Annotated in this window: 12 protein-coding genes; 3 read left to right on the forward strand and 9 right to left on the reverse strand. The window is 68.4% G+C overall.

Going from position 1 to position 17,768, the window contains the following annotated elements; all coding sequences use genetic code 11:
- Positions 1-9: 9 nt before the first annotated feature.
- Genes ribD through K2O50_RS15350 form a run of 7 tightly spaced genes read right to left on the reverse strand, consistent with a single transcriptional unit; the run spans position 10 to position 6,942 of the window.
- Positions 10-924, reverse strand: coding sequence for a bifunctional diaminohydroxyphosphoribosylaminopyrimidine deaminase/5-amino-6-(5-phosphoribosylamino)uracil reductase RibD (gene ribD / locus K2O50_RS15320; RefSeq protein ID WP_050705864.1), 915 nt, complete (start codon positions 922-924; stop codon positions 10-12).
- Positions 921-1,580, reverse strand: coding sequence for a cyclopropane-fatty-acyl-phospholipid synthase family protein (locus K2O50_RS15325; protein ID WP_050705865.1), 660 nt, complete (start codon positions 1,578-1,580; stop codon positions 921-923). The genes ribD and K2O50_RS15325 overlap by 4 nt, the downstream gene beginning before the upstream one ends.
- 12 nt (positions 1,581-1,592) lie before the next feature.
- Positions 1,593-3,284 (reverse strand): WD40 repeat domain-containing protein, encoded by a 1,692-nt coding sequence (locus tag K2O50_RS15330; protein WP_050705866.1) that lies wholly within the window; start codon positions 3,282-3,284, stop codon positions 1,593-1,595.
- A gap of 23 nt (positions 3,285-3,307) precedes the next feature.
- Positions 3,308-3,904, reverse strand: a complete 597-nt coding sequence (gene ribA / locus K2O50_RS15335) for a GTP cyclohydrolase II RibA (protein ID WP_028691687.1) — start codon at positions 3,902-3,904, stop codon at positions 3,308-3,310.
- Between the two features lie 34 nt (positions 3,905-3,938).
- Positions 3,939-4,949, reverse strand: a complete 1,011-nt coding sequence (locus tag K2O50_RS15340) for an SUMF1/EgtB/PvdO family nonheme iron enzyme (RefSeq protein ID WP_050705867.1) — start codon at positions 4,947-4,949, stop codon at positions 3,939-3,941.
- Between the two features lie 56 nt (positions 4,950-5,005).
- Positions 5,006-5,899: a VOC family protein gene (locus tag K2O50_RS15345; RefSeq protein WP_050705868.1), complete on the reverse strand. Its 894-nt coding sequence runs from the start codon at positions 5,897-5,899 to the stop codon at positions 5,006-5,008.
- On the reverse strand, positions 5,899-6,942 hold the full coding sequence (locus K2O50_RS15350; RefSeq protein WP_050705869.1) for a methyltransferase: 1,044 nt from the start codon (positions 6,940-6,942) through the stop codon (positions 5,899-5,901). The genes K2O50_RS15345 and K2O50_RS15350 overlap by 1 nt, the downstream gene beginning before the upstream one ends.
- Before the next feature lie 310 nt (positions 6,943-7,252).
- Here K2O50_RS15350 and K2O50_RS15355 point away from each other — a divergent pair, with 310 nt between their 5' ends.
- On the forward strand, positions 7,253-7,897 hold the full coding sequence (locus K2O50_RS15355; protein WP_050705870.1) for a metalloregulator ArsR/SmtB family transcription factor: 645 nt from the start codon (positions 7,253-7,255) through the stop codon (positions 7,895-7,897).
- A 106-nt stretch (positions 7,898-8,003) separates the two neighbouring features.
- Here the strand turns inward: K2O50_RS15355 and K2O50_RS15360 are convergent, their stop codons facing one another.
- Positions 8,004-14,342: a non-ribosomal peptide synthetase gene (locus tag K2O50_RS15360; RefSeq protein ID WP_220689823.1), complete on the reverse strand. Its 6,339-nt coding sequence runs from the start codon at positions 14,340-14,342 to the stop codon at positions 8,004-8,006.
- A gap of 418 nt (positions 14,343-14,760) precedes the next feature.
- On the opposite strand from K2O50_RS15360, the gene K2O50_RS15365 reads away from it, so the two are divergent.
- Entirely contained in the window at positions 14,761-15,513 is a 753-nt protein-coding gene (locus K2O50_RS15365) for a helix-turn-helix transcriptional regulator (RefSeq protein ID WP_050705873.1), read from the forward strand.
- Between the two features lie 16 nt (positions 15,514-15,529).
- Complete coding sequence (locus K2O50_RS15370) at positions 15,530-16,960, forward strand: efflux transporter outer membrane subunit (protein WP_050705874.1); 1,431 nt, start codon at positions 15,530-15,532, stop codon at positions 16,958-16,960.
- Here K2O50_RS15370 and K2O50_RS15375 read toward each other — a convergent pair.
- The gene (locus tag K2O50_RS15375) at positions 16,930-17,682 is read right to left on the reverse strand and encodes a helix-turn-helix transcriptional regulator (protein WP_050705875.1); all 753 of its coding nucleotides are present in this window, start codon (positions 17,680-17,682) and stop codon (positions 16,930-16,932) included. The two genes, K2O50_RS15370 and K2O50_RS15375, sit on opposite strands and share 31 nt — an antisense overlap.
- Between the last annotated feature and the right edge of the window lie 86 nt (positions 17,683-17,768).

Here is a 17,768-nt window from a genome sequence, read left to right on the forward strand (position 1 = left end):
CTGAGGGCGCTAGACCTGCACCAACCACTCATCCACCAGCCCCTGGCGCGCCAGGGCCTCGCACCACGCCGGCTCAGCCTCGACCTGGACTTCGTTGCAGTCGAGCTCATGCAGCGCCTGTAACACCTGCAGGGCACCGGGATCCTCCAGCATCTTGCAACGCGCACGGGCATACCGACCGTCCCGCCTCGCCTGCGCCCCATGCAACACCAGCGTCGGCGCACGCCCGTCGAGCACCTTGGCCGACGCCGGGCAGTCCAGCCCCGGGTCGAGCAGTACCCGCAAGGGCACCACCGGTTCGGCTCGTTGCCCGGCGACCTGCGCCACCAGCGAGGTGTCGCAGGCCTTCACCCAGTCACAAGTGGTCAACAACGCCGAAGCCCTGCCCCGCCAGTGCGCCAGGGGCGTCTGCTCGTCGCAATGGCTGAGCATCACACCCTCGCCCAGCGCGCCGATCTCCAGCGCCGCCGGACGCAACACCCGCACCCACGGGCGCTCGCGCTCGATGCGCGAGAAGAACCCGCGATTGAGCGCCCGTGCCCGTGGGCAAGGCAAGGCCTCGACCACGATACCGGCCTCGCGCAGACGATCCGCACCGATACTCTGCGAGACGTCGCCGCTGGCCGTGACCACCCGACGCACCCCCGCCGCCACCAGGGCATCGGCGCATGGCGGCGTGCGCCCATGGTGGCCGCAGGGTTCCAGGGTCACGTAGGCGGTCGCCCCCCGTGCCGCCGTGCCCGCCTCGCGCAGGGCGTGCACTTCGGCGTGGGCCTGGCCGGCGCGCTGATGCCACCCGCGCCCCACCACCTGCCCGGCGTTGACGATCACACAGCCGACCCGCGGGTTGGGCATGGTGCTGTACAGGCCCTGGCTGGCGAGCGCCAGGGCCATGTCCAGGTAATGGCGATCGATCGCACTCACGTGCGGACCAGCGCCAGCAGGTAGCGGGCCTCACCATGCTGGCGCTCGATCACCTCCAGTCCCTGCCAGGTGAAGCCATGGGCCTCGAGGGTCTGGCGGATGCCGTCGTCGGTGAAGAAGTAGCCCTGGCGCTGGTTGTCCATCTCGCGCCAGCCCGGCTGCGGATGGGCCGCATCGACCCCGAACACGTTCAGCCCCACCAGCGCGCCGGGGCGCAGCAGGCGGCGCACATGGCCCAGGTACGCAGCCCACTCATCCGGGTGCTGGTGGTGGAAGCAGCCATTGTCCAGGGCCGCGTCGAACACCGTGCCCGGCGCCGGCTGCCAGTCCTGCATGGCCTTGTTCACCAGGTCCAGGCGATCGCCCCAGCGCTTGCGCAGCAACGGCCAGCTGGAGTTCTCGACGATATCCAGCCCGGTGACCCGGTGCCCGGCGAGGATGAAGGTGGAGGCGTCACGGCCACGGCCCACGCCGATGTCCAGCACATGCTGGTCGGCACGCGGGTCGAGCCGTTCCAGGAAGGCCTGGGCCGCCTGGATCATGCCGATGTCCCATGACCACTCGTCCTCGCCATGGCTGTAGCGGTGCACGAACGAAGTGTCGAGGGCCTTGCGGTAGTCGCCCTGGGCCATGAAGTCGCTTGCTTGCTTGCTCATCGTACTGCTCCTTCAGGACGCCAGGCGGGCGTCGATACCGTAGATGCGCCCGTCATAGGAACTGGCCAGGAAGGCATCGCTGACGGCGTCGTGGGTCAGGCAGGAAATGCCGCTGGCGGTCGGCCGCTGCATGGGCAGCCAGCGCCGCGAGGCCAGGTCGAACAGTGCCACGGTACCGTTGTAGGCCGCGGTGGCGATCACCCGGCCATCGCCGGAGGCGGCGATGCACTTGATCGAGTGCTGGTGCGGCGAATCGAACACCTCGTCGCCGGTCTCCAGCCACAGGCGCAGCTTGAGGTCGCGACCGATGCTGGCGAAGCCGCCGGTGATCGGGCAGCAGCCATTGGAAATGCGCGTATGCGCCCCCTCGATATGCCGCACGCTGCTGAAATCCTCGATGCTGTGCAGCGCCGCATCGGCCGAAGCGCAGACGCTGAACAGGTGGCGCTCGTCGGCGGCCACGCCCTTGATCGCGTTGTCGTGCATGGGGATCGATGCCACCAGGCGCAGTCCGCCCTGGCCGTCATGGCCGAACACCAGGCCTTCGCCGGTATAGGTGCCGATCAGCGCCAGGTCCTCGCCGTTCCTGACGAAGGTGGCGCCGCAGTTGAGCGGCGAACGGTGCTGGTAGAGCATGCGCCCGGACAGGCCGTCGAACACCTGGCCCATCTGGCCGCCGGTCAGCAGCAGCGGACCGAACGGCAGGAGGAAGTTGCACAGGCTGCCGACACTGGTCACCGGCTGGTCGTCACGGTGCAGGATGCCGGCGTCGCCGATGCTGTACTGGCGCTCGTCGCTGCGCACCACGGCGTTGATGCTCACCGCCGGCTCGATGCCCGACACCTGCCACTGGTCCTGCTCGTAGTTCCAGGTGGCGTAGCGCGAACCGAAGGTGGCGAACACCAGTTGTTCGTCGCCGACGAAGGCGCAGCTGCGCGGCCAGACAATGCTCGGCAGCGCGGTGCTGCGGCGCTTGACCAGATTGCGCCCGGCGTCGAAGGTCCAGAGGATCGCCGAGCGGTCGTAGCTCAGGCTCACCAGCAGGCGCTTGTCGTCGTTCCAGACGATGCGCTTGATCCCGGCGGCATGGGCCGGCACGGTCTGCACCTGGCCCTGGGCGATGATCGAGATGCGCCCCTCGTCGTCCCCGGCGAACACCACGCCTTCGCGGGTGATGGCGATGGTGTCGGTTTCCACGCCGCCGATGTCCACCTCGTCGCATTGCTGGCCGCTGCGGGTGTCCCACTGGCGCACGGTACCGTCGTCGCTGCTGGAGATCAGGCGCTGGCCGTCCGGCGACCAGACCACCGAGATGACGTCGGCCTGGTGGCCATGGAACGCCTGCAGCTGCACGCCGTCGAGGTCGAAGATGCGCAGCACGTGGTCACGCGAGCAGGTCGCCACGCGTTGGCTGTCGGGCGAGAACACCGCCATCTCGACGTCGTCGTTGTGCCCCTGCAGCACGGCTTTCAGGCGCATGCTCGGCACTTCCCAGATGCGCGCGGTGTAGTCGCTGCTGGCGCTGACCAGATGCTTGCCGTCACTGCTGAACGCGCACTGGTTGGCCAGGTGGTCGTGGTGCACGCGGTGGATCGGCTCGCCGGTGGCGGCGTTCCACAGGATTACCTGGTTGTCGTAGCCGGCGGTGGCGACAAAGCGCGCGGCATGGGCGGCGATACCGCTGATAGGGCCAATGTGTTTCATCGAAAGATCCTTTTTCGCTGGAGTCAGAGCTTGATCGAATGGCTGGACTTGACGGCCTTCGCCTGCAGGTAGTTGCGGTTGTGATTGGTCAGGAACACCCCGGTGGGTACCTGTTCGATCACATCGATGCCGCCGGCGCGCAACTGGGCGACCTTCTCCGGGTTGTTGGTCAGCAACCGGCACTGGTCCACGCCCAGGGCCCGCAGGATCTGCACGGCCGGATCGAACGAGCGCGAGTCGGCCAGGTGGTTCAGGCGCAGGTTGGCTTCATAGGTGTCCAGGCCCTTGTCCTGCAGCAGGTAGGCCTCGAACTTGGAGTACAGGCCGATGCCGCGCCCTTCCTGGCGCAGGTAGATCAGGTAGCCGCCCACCTCCTTGAGGGTGCGCAGCGCCTCCTGCAGCTGCGGACCGCAATCGCAGCGCTGCGAGCCGAACACATCGCCGGTGATGCATTCGGAGTGCACCCGCACCAACGGCACGTCGCACTGCTCGCGGCCGATGCCGACGGCGAAGTGCTCCTGGTCACGCTCGAAGCCGTGGAAGCCGAAGAAATGGGCGTCGACGTCGCCGCCGAGGATGGAAATCGGCACGATGGTGTGAAGCGAAACATCCTTGTTCATGGAATCAGACCTCTTGCACGGAAGACGGAACAGCTCAGTTGTGGTTTTCAACCAGGCGAAAGCCCATGACGTAGATCGGTCGCGGGTAACGCCCGTGGCGGCGCGCGGTGCGCGCCAGGTCGCGGAAACGGGTGAAGCTGCCACCGCGGGCCACGCGGTGGGTGCCGACATCGAGCACCAGGTCGTCCTCGATCTGCGGGCCGCCGGGGTATGGCCGGTAGTCCTCGGCCACGTACTCCTCGACGTTGCCGGCCATGTCCAGCACCCCGAAGGGCGAGGCAGCGTCGACGAATACGCCGACCGGCGTGCTGTCCAGGTAGCCCAGCTCGGCGGTGTTGGCCTGCTCGACCTGGTAGGCGTCGCCCCAGGGGAACTGGCGCCCTTCGGGGCCGGCGGCGGCGTACTCCCACTGCGCTTCGCTGGGCAGGGCGAAGCGTCGGCCGGTGCGTTCGCTGAGCCACCGGGCGTAGGCGTCGGCGTCACTGGCCGAGACGCTGTACACCGGGTGATTGGCGTGGTGCCGCGGGTAGCGGCCGAACGCCCAGCCGTCGGGGATGCCGGCATGCCCGCTGTCGAGCAGGAACTGGCGGTACTCCTGGTGCGTCACCGGGAAGCGGGCGATACGGAACGCCGCCAGCTCCACGGCGTGGCGCGGGGTCTCCTTGTCGATCCAGCTGCGGTCCAGGCCGAGCCCGTCGAACTGGTCCATCACCTGCTCGACCGCGCGCGGGTCGAGGCCGATGTGCACCCGCGCCGCAGGGATGTCGATCATCTGCGGGGCGAAGGTGTCGATGCGCGGATCGCCGCGCAATGCCAGCACCTCGCCGGCGGCAATGCGCCGGGCCAGGGGTTGGCGTGGCTGCTCGAGCAGCGTCAGCAAGACATCCAGCGGCGCCTGGAGCAGATCGTCGAGCGCCGTGGCGACTTGCGCCTGCAACGGATGCTCCTGGTAGTGCGCTGGGTAACCCATCAATGCCCGGTCGCTGACATCCTTGGGCAGCGGGCTGGGCAGCCGTGGCCAATGCCACTGTTTGTAGCTGTTCATGCAAATACCTGCCTGGGCACAGGCCTGCCAAACGGCAGGCCTGCGACGACGTGGGATCAGAGGCGGTCGAGGAGCAACCGAGGGTTGCTTTCGATCATCTCCACTTCGGCGCTGTAGACTTCGATCACCAGGCCATCCGGGTCCTCGAAGTAGACGGCGCTGCGCACGTTGTCCGGCCCATGGTGATAGCCCGGTGCCGGGCCGTTGCCCTTGACCAGCTTGATGGTGCCGGTGGCGGTGACCTGCTCGGCGATGCGCCGCACATCCTCGGGCAACGCCCGCACACCGATGTGGTAGCCGGTCGGGTAGCTGAACGACTCGCTCTGCTCGATGAAGAAGTCGAAGCCGTTGAGCTCCATCACGGCCTTGCGCGGACCGAGGTTGTAGCAGTAGTTGGCGCCGAGGATGTCGCTGTAGAACGCCTTGGAGGCTTCAAGGTCGCGGGTGAGGATATTGACGTGGTTCATCTCGGGGCGCTGTGCGGCCCGCGCCGCTTCGTCCAGCCCCAGACCGTCGAGCGAGCGCCACAGCTTGGTCGCGGCCGCGAACTTGGCAAAGCCCGCCAGCCAGTCCTTGATTGCCTGCTCCGGCGCCTGTCCGGCACCGATATCCAGCGAGTAGGGATAGAGGAAGCCCTGGCTGGCCTGCTGCCACTGGGCGATCACGCCGCTGGCAGACGGCAACTGCGCCAATGCGCCCTGCACGCGGACCAGCACCAGCGCGGTGTTGCGGCACAACCCGCTGGCCTCGTTGAGCAGCGTGTTCAGCGCCGCCGGTGGCGTGGCGCTGTCGAGCAGCAGGCAGACCGCGTCCACCGGCCCCTGGCCGGCCGGCTTCTGGCTGACCTGCAGGCTGAAACCCGCCGCCGCCGCGGCGCTGCCCAGGCTGTCCAGGGCCTGGGCCGCCGCGTCGCCGAGCGGCGCGGCATGCAATGCCAACAAGCGCAGCATCAGGCAGCCCTCCGTCCGATCAGCAGGGTGTAGCGGCCGATCGGCTCCTGCTCCACGGTGAGCCCCGCCGACGCCATGCTGTCGATCAGGTAGCGGGTCGGGTGCAGCTCGCCGTTGACCGTGTTGAGCATCATGTGCAGGGAGAAGTCGGCCGACAGCGCCGGATGGATCTCGTCATCCTCCAGGGCCATGCTCAGCACCAGCAGCGCGCCGTCGCCCTCGACCATGCCGGCGGCGCCGGCGATCAGGGTGCGCACCTGCTCGCGGGTGAAATAGTGCAGGCAGTCGTTGAGCATCACCACGTCGGCCCGCTCGCCCTGGTACTGCGCCAGGTCCAGCAGGTTGCGGGCATGGAAGCCCAGGCGGCTGTCGAGGCGGTACTTGGCGAAGGTGGCCGCGGCCGCCTCGCGGGTGGGTTCCAGGTCCCAGACCTCACCCTTGACCTGCGGATTGCGGCTGGCGATCTCGGCCAGGTAGGTGCCGTGGCCACCGGCCAGGTCGATCACCCGCCGGGCCTTGTCGAACAGCGGCAGGTCACGCAGCACATCGACCATGGGCTGGCTGAAGCGGACCATGGCATCGTTGAAGGCGTCGCGGGCCGCCAGGTCGTGCTTGAAGCGGTTTTCCTGCTGGAAGTCCAGCGAGGTGCGGCTGCGCAGCACCTCGTCCAGGCGCGGCCAGTTGTGCCACTGCAGGCGCTGGTGATCGATGATCGGGCCGATGAACTCGGCGCTGTCGCTGACCAGGAAACGCTGGCTCAGCGGCAGGTTCTCGAAACCTTGGGCGGTGCGCTTCAACAGGCCCATGGCCACCAGCGCGTTGAGGAAGATGCGGCCCTTGTTCGGCACCCAACCCAGCGCATCGCTCAGGGCCTGGGCGCTGACCGGCTGGCGGGTGTGGTCGAACACACGCTGGGCCAGCGCCGAATGCAGGATGGCGGACTGGCGGTACTGATCAGAGAGCTTCACCAGGTCGACCACGCCTTGCAGACTGTTCAGCTCGTCGGCGTGTTCATAGATGGTCACGGGTTTCTGGGCATTCATGCACTCACATCCCTGTCGAGTTATTGTGGGTGAGCCCATGCCCGGCATTTGCCAGCAAGGTGTCGATTGACTTGCACGCACCCCTCCCTGGGACCGGCAAGCACAGGCTCCGCAATTCAGCCTAGACGCGGACTCAATAAATACAACTAATACCTTTTATATTTTTATCGCATATAAATTTTATTATCGATAATCGTTACTCTTGCACCATTCACCGCGAATCCGGGCTATCCTTCGCCCACTTGCCTGCGCAAAGGATGGCCCAGGAGAGTGCCCGATCCGTTCATTCACGCCCGGTTTCCAGCGCTCCATGACCTCGACCACCGTTGATACCAACTGCACCGCCGACCGCATCCTGTTCCTGCTCAAGACCCGCGGGCCGCTCAAGACCGCCGACCTGGCCCAACTGCTCGCCATTACTTTCGAAGCCACCCGCCAGCAGGTGCAGAAGCTGCAGGCGGCCGACCTGATCAGCGGCATCAGCGTGCCGGCCAAGGGCGCCGGGCGCCCTTCGCAGAAATGGGCACTGACCGCCGCTGCCCAGCGCCGCTTCCCCGATTCCCACAGCGTGCTGACCCTGCAACTGATCGAGAGCGTCGAGCAGGTGTTTGGCAGCGACGGGGTCGACCGCCTGATCAGCCGCATGGAAGACAGCAACAGCCGTGAATACCAGCAGGCCTGCGCCGATGGGCAAAGCCTGGAAGACAAGGTGCGTATTCTCGTGCAACTGCGCGAGCGCGCTGGCTACATGGCCGAGATGCAGGCTGACGGCAATGACTGGCTGATCGTCGAGAACCACTGCCCGATCTGCATTGCCGCCACCCGCTGCCAGGGGTTCTGCCGCAGCGAGCTGCAGGTGTTCCAGGCGGCGATCGGCGAGCAGGGGCTGGTGGAGCGCTGCGAGCACCTGATCTCGGGGGATCGGCGCTGCGTCTATCGCATTTCGCCGAAATAATCCGCCTATCTACCAGCGTGGGAGCGGGCTAGCCCCGCGATCACCGGCGAAGCCGGTGCCATAGTAAGCCCGCTCCCACGCCCCCTCGCCAGCTCAACGTCACTCATCAGATCCGCCGCCTGCCCTTCAGCGCCGGAATGGTGGTCTGCGCAATCGCCACCTGCTCCTGCTCACGCCGGGTGTTGGCCGCCAGGCCCGCCAGGGTCGGCTGGCTGAACAGCAGGCGCGCATCGGCATGCAGCCCGGCCTGGCGCATGCGCGCCACCAGGCTGACCGCCAGCAGTGAATGCCCGCCCAACTCGAAGAAGTTGTCGTCGCGGCCGACCTGCTCGATCTTAAGCACTTCGGTCCAGATCTGTGCCAGCGCCTGCTCCAGCTCGTCACGGGGCGCCTCATAAGCCCGGCTGATCACCGCCTCCGCGCCCGGCGCCGGCAAGGCGCGGCGATCGACCTTGCCGTTGGGGCTCAGCGGCAGCTCGGCCAGGAGCACGTAGGCCGAGGGCACCATGTAGGCCGGCAGGCGCGCCGACAGGTAGGCACGCAGTGCTTCCGGCGTCGGCGCGGCATGGCCGTCGCGACAGCTGGCATAGGCCACCAGGCGCTCCTCGCGCACCAGCACCACGGCCTGGCCCAGGGCCGGATGGGCCGCCAGCAGCGCCTCGATCTCGCCCGGCTCGATGCGCAGGCCGTTGAGCTTGACCTGGAAGTCGTTGCGCCCGAGGAACTCCAGCTCGCCATCGGCGCGATAGCGCACCAGGTCGCCGGTGCGGTACAGGCGGTCGCCGGCCACGAACGGGCTGGCGATGAAGCGCTCGGCCTGCAACGCCGGCAAGCCCAGGTAGCCGCGGGCCACGCCGATACCGCCGATATGCAGTTCGCCGGCACACCCCACGGGCACCGGACGGTCATGGGCATCGAGCACATACAGCCGGGTATTGCCGATCGCCCGCCCGATCGGCGGGGCGACGACGGGCAACGGCTGCTGCGGCTCCAGGGTCCAGGCGGTGCTGTCCACGGTGGCCTCGGTGGGGCCATAGACATTGTGCAGGCGCACCTGGGGCAAGGCTTGGCGCACCTGTTGCGCCAGCGCCAGGGTCAGCTCGCCGCCGCCACAGAAGACATCGCGCAGGCTGCTGCAACGCTCGACGCCCGGGGTGTCGAGAAACGCCTGCAGCAGGGCCGGGACAAACTTGACGGTGGTCACCCGACGCGCCTGGATCAGCTGCACCAGATAAGCCGGATCGCGGTGCCCGTCGGGGCGTGCCAGCACCAGGCGCAAGCCGGCGCACAGCGGCCAGAACAACTCCCACACCGAGCCGTCGAAGCTGAACGGCGCCCGTTGCAGCAGCGCGTCGTCGGCCTGCGGCGGACACAGGTCGCTGCCCCAGCGCATCAGGTTGCACAACCCACGATGCTCGACCATCACCCCTTTCGGCGTACCGGTCGAGCCCGAGGTGTACATGACATAGGCCAGGTGCCCACCGGCCAGTTCCGGCAGCTCGGGCGCATGGTCGTCGTGCGCCTGCCAGTCACCGTGATCCAGATCCACCAGCGGTGTCGCCAGGCCCTCGAACAGGCCGCGAGTGGCTCCGTGCACCAGCAGTGCCAGGGGCGTGCTGTCGGCAAGCATGTAGTGCAGGCGTTCGTCGGGGTAGCCGGGGTCCAGCGGCACATAGGCGCCACCGGCCTTGAGCACGCCGAGCAGGCCGACAATCAGCGAGGCGCCGCGTTCCAGGCACACGGCGACCCGGCTGTCGGGCCGCACGCCCAGGCCTATCAGGTGATGGGCCAGGCGATTGGCCTGGGCGTCGAGCTCGCGGTAGGTGAGCTGCGTCTCTTCGCTCTGCAGCGCCACGGCATCCGGCGTGCGTCGCACCTGAGCGGCGAACAGCGCCGGCAGGTGCGCATAGGCGGGATCCAGCGCCACCTCGGTGGCATTGAGGGTCTCCAGCAGATAGACGCGCTCCGTCTCCGGCAAGGTCGACAGCGACTGAAGCGCCACTGGCTGCTCGCTGACCAGGGCGTTGGCCAGCGCCTGCAGGGCGCAGCAAACATGCCCGAGCACCCGTTCGGCGCCCAGTTCGCGAGGTGCCCGCACACTCAGCCGCAGGCTGTCGCCCTGCTCGTCCACGGTCAGCACCAGGGCGTGACTGTGCACCTCGCTGGCATCGAGCAACGTCACGCCAGGCAGCGCCACAGCGTCGTGCGCGGCGCCATGCCGGTAGTTGAGCAGGCTGTCGAACAGTGCCACCCCGGCGGGCAAGCCGCTGCAGCGCTGGGCCAGCACCAGCGGCGCATCCTCGTGCCCGAGCAGTGCCGCCAGCTGGCCGTGGATTGCGCTCAGCGCCTGGCCCACATCACGACCGGCCAGCGACACCCGCAGCGGTAGGCTGTTGATGAACATGCCCAGCGCCCGCTCGGCGCCCTCACCCGCCATTACCCGGCCCAGCAGCACGGTGCCGAACAGCACCTCGTCGCGACCGCCCAAGGCTCCCAGCACCTGTGCCCAGGCCAGGTGCATCAGGCTGCCCAGGCCGACGTCGTGCTGACGCACGCGCTGGCGCAAGGTCGTGGCCAAGCCCTCAGGGACGGTCAGGGCGCAGGTTTCGACTGTGGCCTGGCCCTCCTCGCCCATGCCGGCCAGCCTGGGTGGCGCTTCCACCCCGGCCAGGGCTTCGCGCAGGAAGGCTTCATGCCCCGCCTGCCTGGCCTCGTCGCGGCTCAGGGCGACGTAGTTGCGATACGGCACGGGCGCTGGCAGCGTGTGTCCCTCGCCCGCCATCAGCGTCGCCAGCTCGGCCAGCAGCACCTGCACCGAGACCGCGTCGTTGACCAGGTGGTGGAAGTGCAGCAGCCCCAGCCAGCGCTGCCGCGCGCTGTCCTCGACGCAGGCCAGGGCCATCATCGGCGCCTGGCGCAGGTCCAGCCGCAGTCCCTCTTCGCGTAACCGGGTGGCCGCGTCGCCCGGAGCGGGCGCAAGCACCCTCAGCGGCAACCAGGCCTGGCGCCACACCACTTGCTGCGGCTGCGCCAGGCCTTCCCAGGCCAGGCTGGTACGCAGGATGTCGTGACGCTCGATGACCCCGGCCAAGGCGCGGTTGAACGCCTCCAGCACAGCCTGGCTGGCGAAGGCGAACAGCGCCTGTTGCTGGTACGGGTCACGGTCTTCGGTGAGGTGGTGATACAGCATCCCCTCCTGCAACGGTGCCAGCGGGTAGATTTCCTGCACATTGGCCGCCCCGCCCGGAACCCTGTCGACGATGCGGTCGATGCTGGCCTGGTCGAGGCGGGTCAGGGTCAGCATCTCGGGGGTGATCCGCTGGCTACCCGGGATCACGCGGCTGGCCGGCACCGTCTGCACCGGGGCGTCGCCAAGCGATGCGGCCAGGCTCGCCAAGGTCGGCTGACCGAACAGGACCTGGGCATCGACCTGCAACCCCGCCTGACGCATGCGTTCGATCAGGCGTACCGCCAGCAGCGAATGGCCGCCCAGCTCGAAGAAATGATCATGCCGCCCGACCTGCTCCACCTCCAGCAACTCGGCCCACAGCGCGGCCAGGCGCTGCTCAAGCTCGCCCTGGGGCGGCTCGTGGGCGCGCCGTACCGTGGCTTCGCTGCCCGGCGCGGGCAAGGCGCGGCGGTCGAGCTTGCCATTGGTGGTCAACGGCCAGGCCGCCATCGCCACATAGGCGCTCGGCAGCAACACGGCAGGCAGGCGGCTGCGCAGGTGCTCGTGCAACTGCAACGGGGTCGATGCCTGTTCACCGAGGTACCAGGCCACCAGCTGGCCGTCGCGCAGCAGCACCAGCGCCTCGCGCACGGCTGGGTGGCTGGCCAGCGCGCTCTCGATCTCGCCCAGCTCGACCCGCACGCCGCGGATCTTGACCTGGTCGTCGCCGCGCCCCAGGTACTCCAGGGTACCGTCGGACAACCAGCGCACCAGGTCCCCCGTGCGGTACATCCGGGCGCCGTGCTGCGGGGTGAACGGGTCGTCGAGGAAGCGCTCGGCGGTCAGGTCGGGCCGATTCAGGTAGCCGCGGGCGACACCCGCACCGCCGATGTACAGCTCACCGACGGCACCTATCGGCAGTTGCCGGCCCTGGGCATCGAGCACATGCAGGCGGGTATTGGCCACCGGCGCGCCGATATGCAGCACCTGGCCCGGACGCACCTCGCCCGCGCTGGCCACCACCGTGGCCTCGGTCGGCCCGTAGTTGTTGATGATCCGCCAGCCCCGCTCGCGGGCCAGCCGACGCAGGCGATCGCCGCCGACCAGCAAGGTGCGCAGGGTGGGATGCGGCTCGCCCTGGGCAAAGGCGTGCTCGGCCACCGGCGTGGGCAGGAAGCTGACCTGCAGTGGCTGGGCGCGCCACCAGCGCAGCAGCGCCTCGATATCCTCGCCGCCCTCGCCCACCGGCGCCAGGTGCAGGGTGGCGCCGGCGCACAGGGTCGGCCAGATCTCCCAGGCCATGGCATCGAAGCCGAAACCAGCCAGGCTGGAGGTGGCGCTGCCCGGGTGAAGCTCAAAGGCTTCGCAGTGCCAGTCGACCAGGTTGGCGAGCATGCGGTGTTCGATCATCACCCCCTTGGGCTGGCCGGTGGAGCCGGAGGTGTAGATCACATAGACCAGGCTCGAACCCGAAAGCCCCGGCACCTCGAGGTCGGCGAACGCCGTCGCGGGCAGAGGCAGGCGGTCCAACTCGATCACCGGCACATCGATGGCCGGCAGGCGCTCGCGCAGGCTGGACTGGGTCAGCACCGCCTTCGGCGCGCAATCATCCAGCAGGTAGCGCAAGCGCTCGCCCGGGTGCGCCGGATCGATCGGCACATAGGCGGCGCCGGCCTTGAGCACCGCCAGCAGGCCGACCAGGGTGTCCAGGCCACGCCGGGCGACCACGGCCACCCGCTGCTCCGGCACCACGCCCAGGGCCTGCAGTTGCGCGGCCAGCTGGTTGGCACGATTGTTCAGCTCGGCATAACTCAGGTGGCGCCCCTCGTGCACGGCGGCCGTCGCCTCGGCGCGCAGCGCGGCCTGGGCCTCGATGCGCCGATGGATCAGGGCCGGGCCTTGGGCGGCGCTGGCCGTGGCATTCCACAGCCGCAGGCGCTGGTGCTCGTCGGGCAAGAGCAGGTCGTAGTCGTCGATGGCCGCCTGCGGCCGCTCCAGCCCCTGGGCCAGCACATGCAGCAGGCGCGCAGTGAACACCTCGACCTCTTCGGGGGCCAGCCAGGCCTGGTTGTACACCAAGTGCAGCCAGGCCTTGCCATTGTGCGGGTTGCTGCGCAGGTAGATCGACAGCGGCGTCGGCTCGTGATCGTTGCATACCTTGACGCTGTGGGCGCCAAGGCTGCCATAGCGCAGGTCGTGGCCTTCTTCCTCGTAGGACACGGTTATCTCGAACAATTGCCTCCGGGCCTCCCGAGACACCCCCAACGCCCGGTTGAGATCGCTCAGCGGCAGGCGCTGGTGGCGCAGGTCGCGCCGCAGGGCATCGCCGATGCCGCGCACCAGCTCGGCGAAGCTCAAATGCCGGCCGAAGTCCATGCGCAAGGCATTGACCTGGACGAACATGCCCAGGGTCGCCTTGGCTCGCGCATTGCCACGGTTACGCACCGGCAGCCCGACCACCCAGTCGTCCCGCTGCCAGGCCCGGGCACAGCACACGTGCAAGGCCGCCAGCAGCACATGGGCGACCGATCCCTGCAGCTCGTCGGCCAGTTGCCGCATGCGCGCCAGCAGGTCACCGTCGAAACTGCGCTCCAGCGCATGGCTGGGCGTGGCACCTGGCGGCAGGCCCTGTTCCCTGGGCCGCAGCAGCGCATCGGGCAGTTGCGGGTAACGGCCTTGCCAATAGGCAAGATCGCGCTGCTGGCGGGCCGATCCCTGGTAGGCCAGGTCATCCTCGATGAATGTCCGGTAGGACGGAGCCGTGTCCGGCAGTGCCAGACCCTGCTCGAGCAGACCGTAGAACTGGCCCAGCTGGTGGAGCAACTGCTCCAGGCCCCAGCCGTCGAGGATCAGGTGATGGGCCTGCAACATCAGCAGGCTGCGCCCGGCATCCACATGCAGCAATGCCATGCGCAGCAACGGGCCGGTTTCAAGGGCGAAGGGCTGTTGCAGCAAGGTCTTGGCCAGACGCTGCGCAGCGGCGAACGGTTCAGCCTGCCCGCGCAGGTCGTGCTCGTCCAGCGGTACCTGCAAACCGGCCACAAAGCGCTGGCGGGCCACGCCATCATCCCCCGCCTCGCGCACCAGCACCGTGCGCAACCCGTCGTGAAGCGCGACCAGATGCGTCAGCGCGCGCCGCAGCAGGCCACTGTCCACGGCGCCGTCGAACTCGAGATAGCCGCCGACGTTGTAGAGCGGCGAATCGCCGTGGCTGATCTGGTCCAGCCAGATGTCGCGCTGGGCGCAGGTCAGGGGGAAGCTATCGGCGACGGACATGGGCGGGTCTTCCTTGAAACGGGATCGTCCGCGGATTCAAGCACCCACCCCACGCCCTGTATGGCCCCCCAAACCCGGACATTAGCCAGTACCTTTTCGCTCCGCCTGAGTCTGCTGAATCTTTTGTAGGAAATTGACGATAGTCGGCAGCCGGTACCTGCCTACCCCTCTCAGCCGGCGTGGCAATCGCCGGCGATCTGGCCGGTTTCTGGCGCCAATTGTCCGACAATCCATCGATTCAGGCTGTATGAGCCCGGGGAAATACCAACTTTTCTTGTCGGATAATTTGGCATTTCCTGTCCCCGCTTTCCGCTACAGACGCAGGCTCGGAGCCTGCTATTCAATAGCGCCAAGCCCCAGCACAGAGAGGACTCGACCGCGAGACCCACCGCGTTACCGGATCAAGGAAGACAACGACATGAAGCTGATCGACAGCCTCGAACACCGCCACGACCCGCACCTGTACCTGCAGTTGGGCGCACTGGTTGCCAGCACCGGCGATGCCACCTTCGCCGAACAGATGTTCCAGCTGATCGACGACCAGGTGCCGATCCATCGACTCGACCTCAGCGAGTGGACCCTCGACAGCGACCAGGCCAGCATCCGCCAGGTCAAGATGCTGGGCAGCGCCGGCCTGCCCGAAGCGACGCCCGCGCAGGCGCAGCTGCGCCATCCCCTGCTGCAAAGCATCATGCGCATGGAAGACCCCTTGCTGATCCAGATAAACGCCCCCGTGCACCAGTGCAACCTGGTGTCGCGCAGCGGCGACCGGCGCTGGGTCATCTGCTGTCATCGCCAGCGCAGCGAGCGAATGTTCTCCCTGGCCGAACTGTCGCTGCTCAAGCGCCTGTCCGACACCCTGTTGCCCCTGGTCGAGCACCACGCCCAGCTGTTCCTGCAGGCGGCCCAGCGCCGACCGGGAAGCCTGCAGGCGGATGAGGCCGGCTCACTGCGCCAGGTCTTCACCGAGCGTCTGGAGCAGGAGGCGATCCGCCTGTCCAGCCGCGAGCAGGAAGTGTGCATCGGCCTGCTCACCGGAGGCACCGTGCCGCAGATGGCCCAGCGCCTGAATGTGAAGAACAGCTCGATCGAGACCTACCTGAAACGCGCCACCGCCAAGCTCGGCGTCAGCGGACGCCATGGCCTGGCCCGCTGGATGGCCGGCACTTGATTCCAGAGACCCTGTCATGCCGCGAATCACCCTGCCCTTGCTTGCTCTCGTTTTGACCGGTTGCAGCCTCGCCCCCGACTACCAGCGCCCGCCCTCGCCCAGCGCCGAGCAGTACCCCACGGGCGCCGCCTACCGTGGCGGGCCACCCGCCACGGACGTGACCGGCGACTGGCGCGGGGTGTTCCGCGACCCGGTGCTGCGCCAGTTGCTCGACACCGCGCTGGTCAACAACCGCGACCTGCGCGTGGCCGTGCTCAACGCCGAGGCCTACCGCGCCCAGTACCGCATCCAGCGCGCCGAACTGCTGCCGAAGATCGCCGCCAACGCCCAGGGCACGCGCCAGTACCTGCCACGGCGGCGCACTGGCGGCGAAGGCATGATCAGCAGCCAGCAATCAGCGACCGTCGGCATCAGCGCCTACGAACTGGACCTGTTCGGTCGATTGCGCAGCCTCAGCGACCAGGCCCTGCTCAACTACCTGGCCACCGACGAGGCCCGACGTGGCGCCGAGCTCAGCCTGCTCAGCAGTGTCGCCGGCGCCTACCTGACCTGGCGCGCCGACCAGGAGCTGCTGGCCCTGTCGCGCCAGACCCTGCTGGCCGACGAGAAGAGCCTGCGCCTGACCCAGCGCCAGCGCCGCACCGGCACCCTGTCGGCGCTCGACCAGATCCAGGCCACCACCCGCGTCGACAGCACCCGCGCTGCCGTGGCGCGCTACACCCGCCTGGCCGCCCAGGACCTCAACCAGTTGCAGCGCCTGGTCGGCGCGCAGGTCGACGAACACCTGCCGGCGCTGCCGCTGGCCGACGAGCAGATCGCCCGGGTGCCCGCCGGCCTGCCCGCCGACCTGCTGCAACGCCGCCCGGACATCCGCCAGGCCGAGTACCAGCTGCAGGCCGCCAACGCCAATATCGGCGCGGCGCGGGCGGCGTTCTTCCCGAGCATCAGCCTGACCGCCAACGCCGGCAGCAGCAGCCGCGAACTGGCCGACCTGTTCGACGCCGGCAGCGGCACCTGGCTGTTCCAGCCGCAGATCAACCTGCCGCTGTTCAACGCCGGCAGCCTGCGAGCCAGCCTCGACTACGCGAAACTGCAGAAGGACATGCAAGTGGCGCGCTACGAGAAGTCGATCCAGACCGCCTTCCAGGAAGTGGCCGACGGCCTGGCGGCGCGCAGCACCTATCAGCAGCAGTTGCGGGCCCAACGCGACCTGGTGGAGGCCAGCCAGCGTTACCACGACCTGGCCGAGAACCGCTACCGCACCGGCATCGACAGCAGCCTGACCTTCCTCGACGCCCAGCGCTCGCTGTTCAGCGCCCAGCAGGGCCTGATCAGCGACCGCCTGGCGCAGTTGCTGGCCGAGGTGAACCTGTTCACCGCGCTGGGCGGCGGCTGGGAGTCGTCGCCGGGGCTGGCCTACCAGCGCTCCGCGGCCCTGCCGAAGTAGACCGACGGCGACACCCCGAGGGTGCGACGGAACATGGCACTGAAGGCACTGGGGCTGTCGTAACCCAGGTCCAACGCCACCTCCAGCACCGACTGTCCGGCGGCCAGGGCATCCAGGCTTGCCAGCAGGCGCATGCGCCGCAACCACTGCACCAGGCTCAGGCCGGTCTCGCGCTGGAAGGCGCGGGTCAGGGTGCGCGGGTTGAGGCCGCTGTGGGCGGCGGCGCGGGCCAGGCTCCAGTCCTCGGACGGTGCCTGGCGCAGGGCGTCGCACAGGCCTTGCAGATGCGTCGAGTGCGGGCTGGGCACATGCAAGGCGAACACCGGCAGCACGCGCAGCTCGTCGAGGATCAGCTGCATGATCCGCGCCTCACGCCCCTGGGCCGGGTGGTCGGGGGCGATGTCCATGGCGCGGATGATCAGCTCGCGCAACAGCGGCGAGATCTCGATCACCTGGCACTGGCGCGGCAGGTCCGGGCGCGCGCCGGGTTCGACGAACAAGGTGCGCATGCGCACCACGCCGGCCATGCGCAGCTCGTGCTCGACCGCCGCCGGCACCCACACCCCGCGCCCCGGGGGGACCACCCAGCTGCCTTCGCGGGCACTGACCGTGACCACGCCGCTGATGGCGTGGATCAGTTGGGCACGGTCATGGCAGTGCGGGGCGATGTGCTCGCCATGGCGATAGTTCTCGGCGAGCGGCAGGATGATCGGGCGCGGCATCGGTGCGGGTCTGGCTAGGGTGAACAGGGATTATTGGCGATGCGCAGGGCTGAAGGGAATCCCGGTGGCTTGTGGGAGAAAGCCAC

This window comes from Pseudomonas sp. 2hn (assembly GCF_019646095.1).
GTDB classification, from domain to species: domain Bacteria; phylum Pseudomonadota; class Gammaproteobacteria; order Pseudomonadales; family Pseudomonadaceae; genus Aquipseudomonas; species Aquipseudomonas peradeniyensis.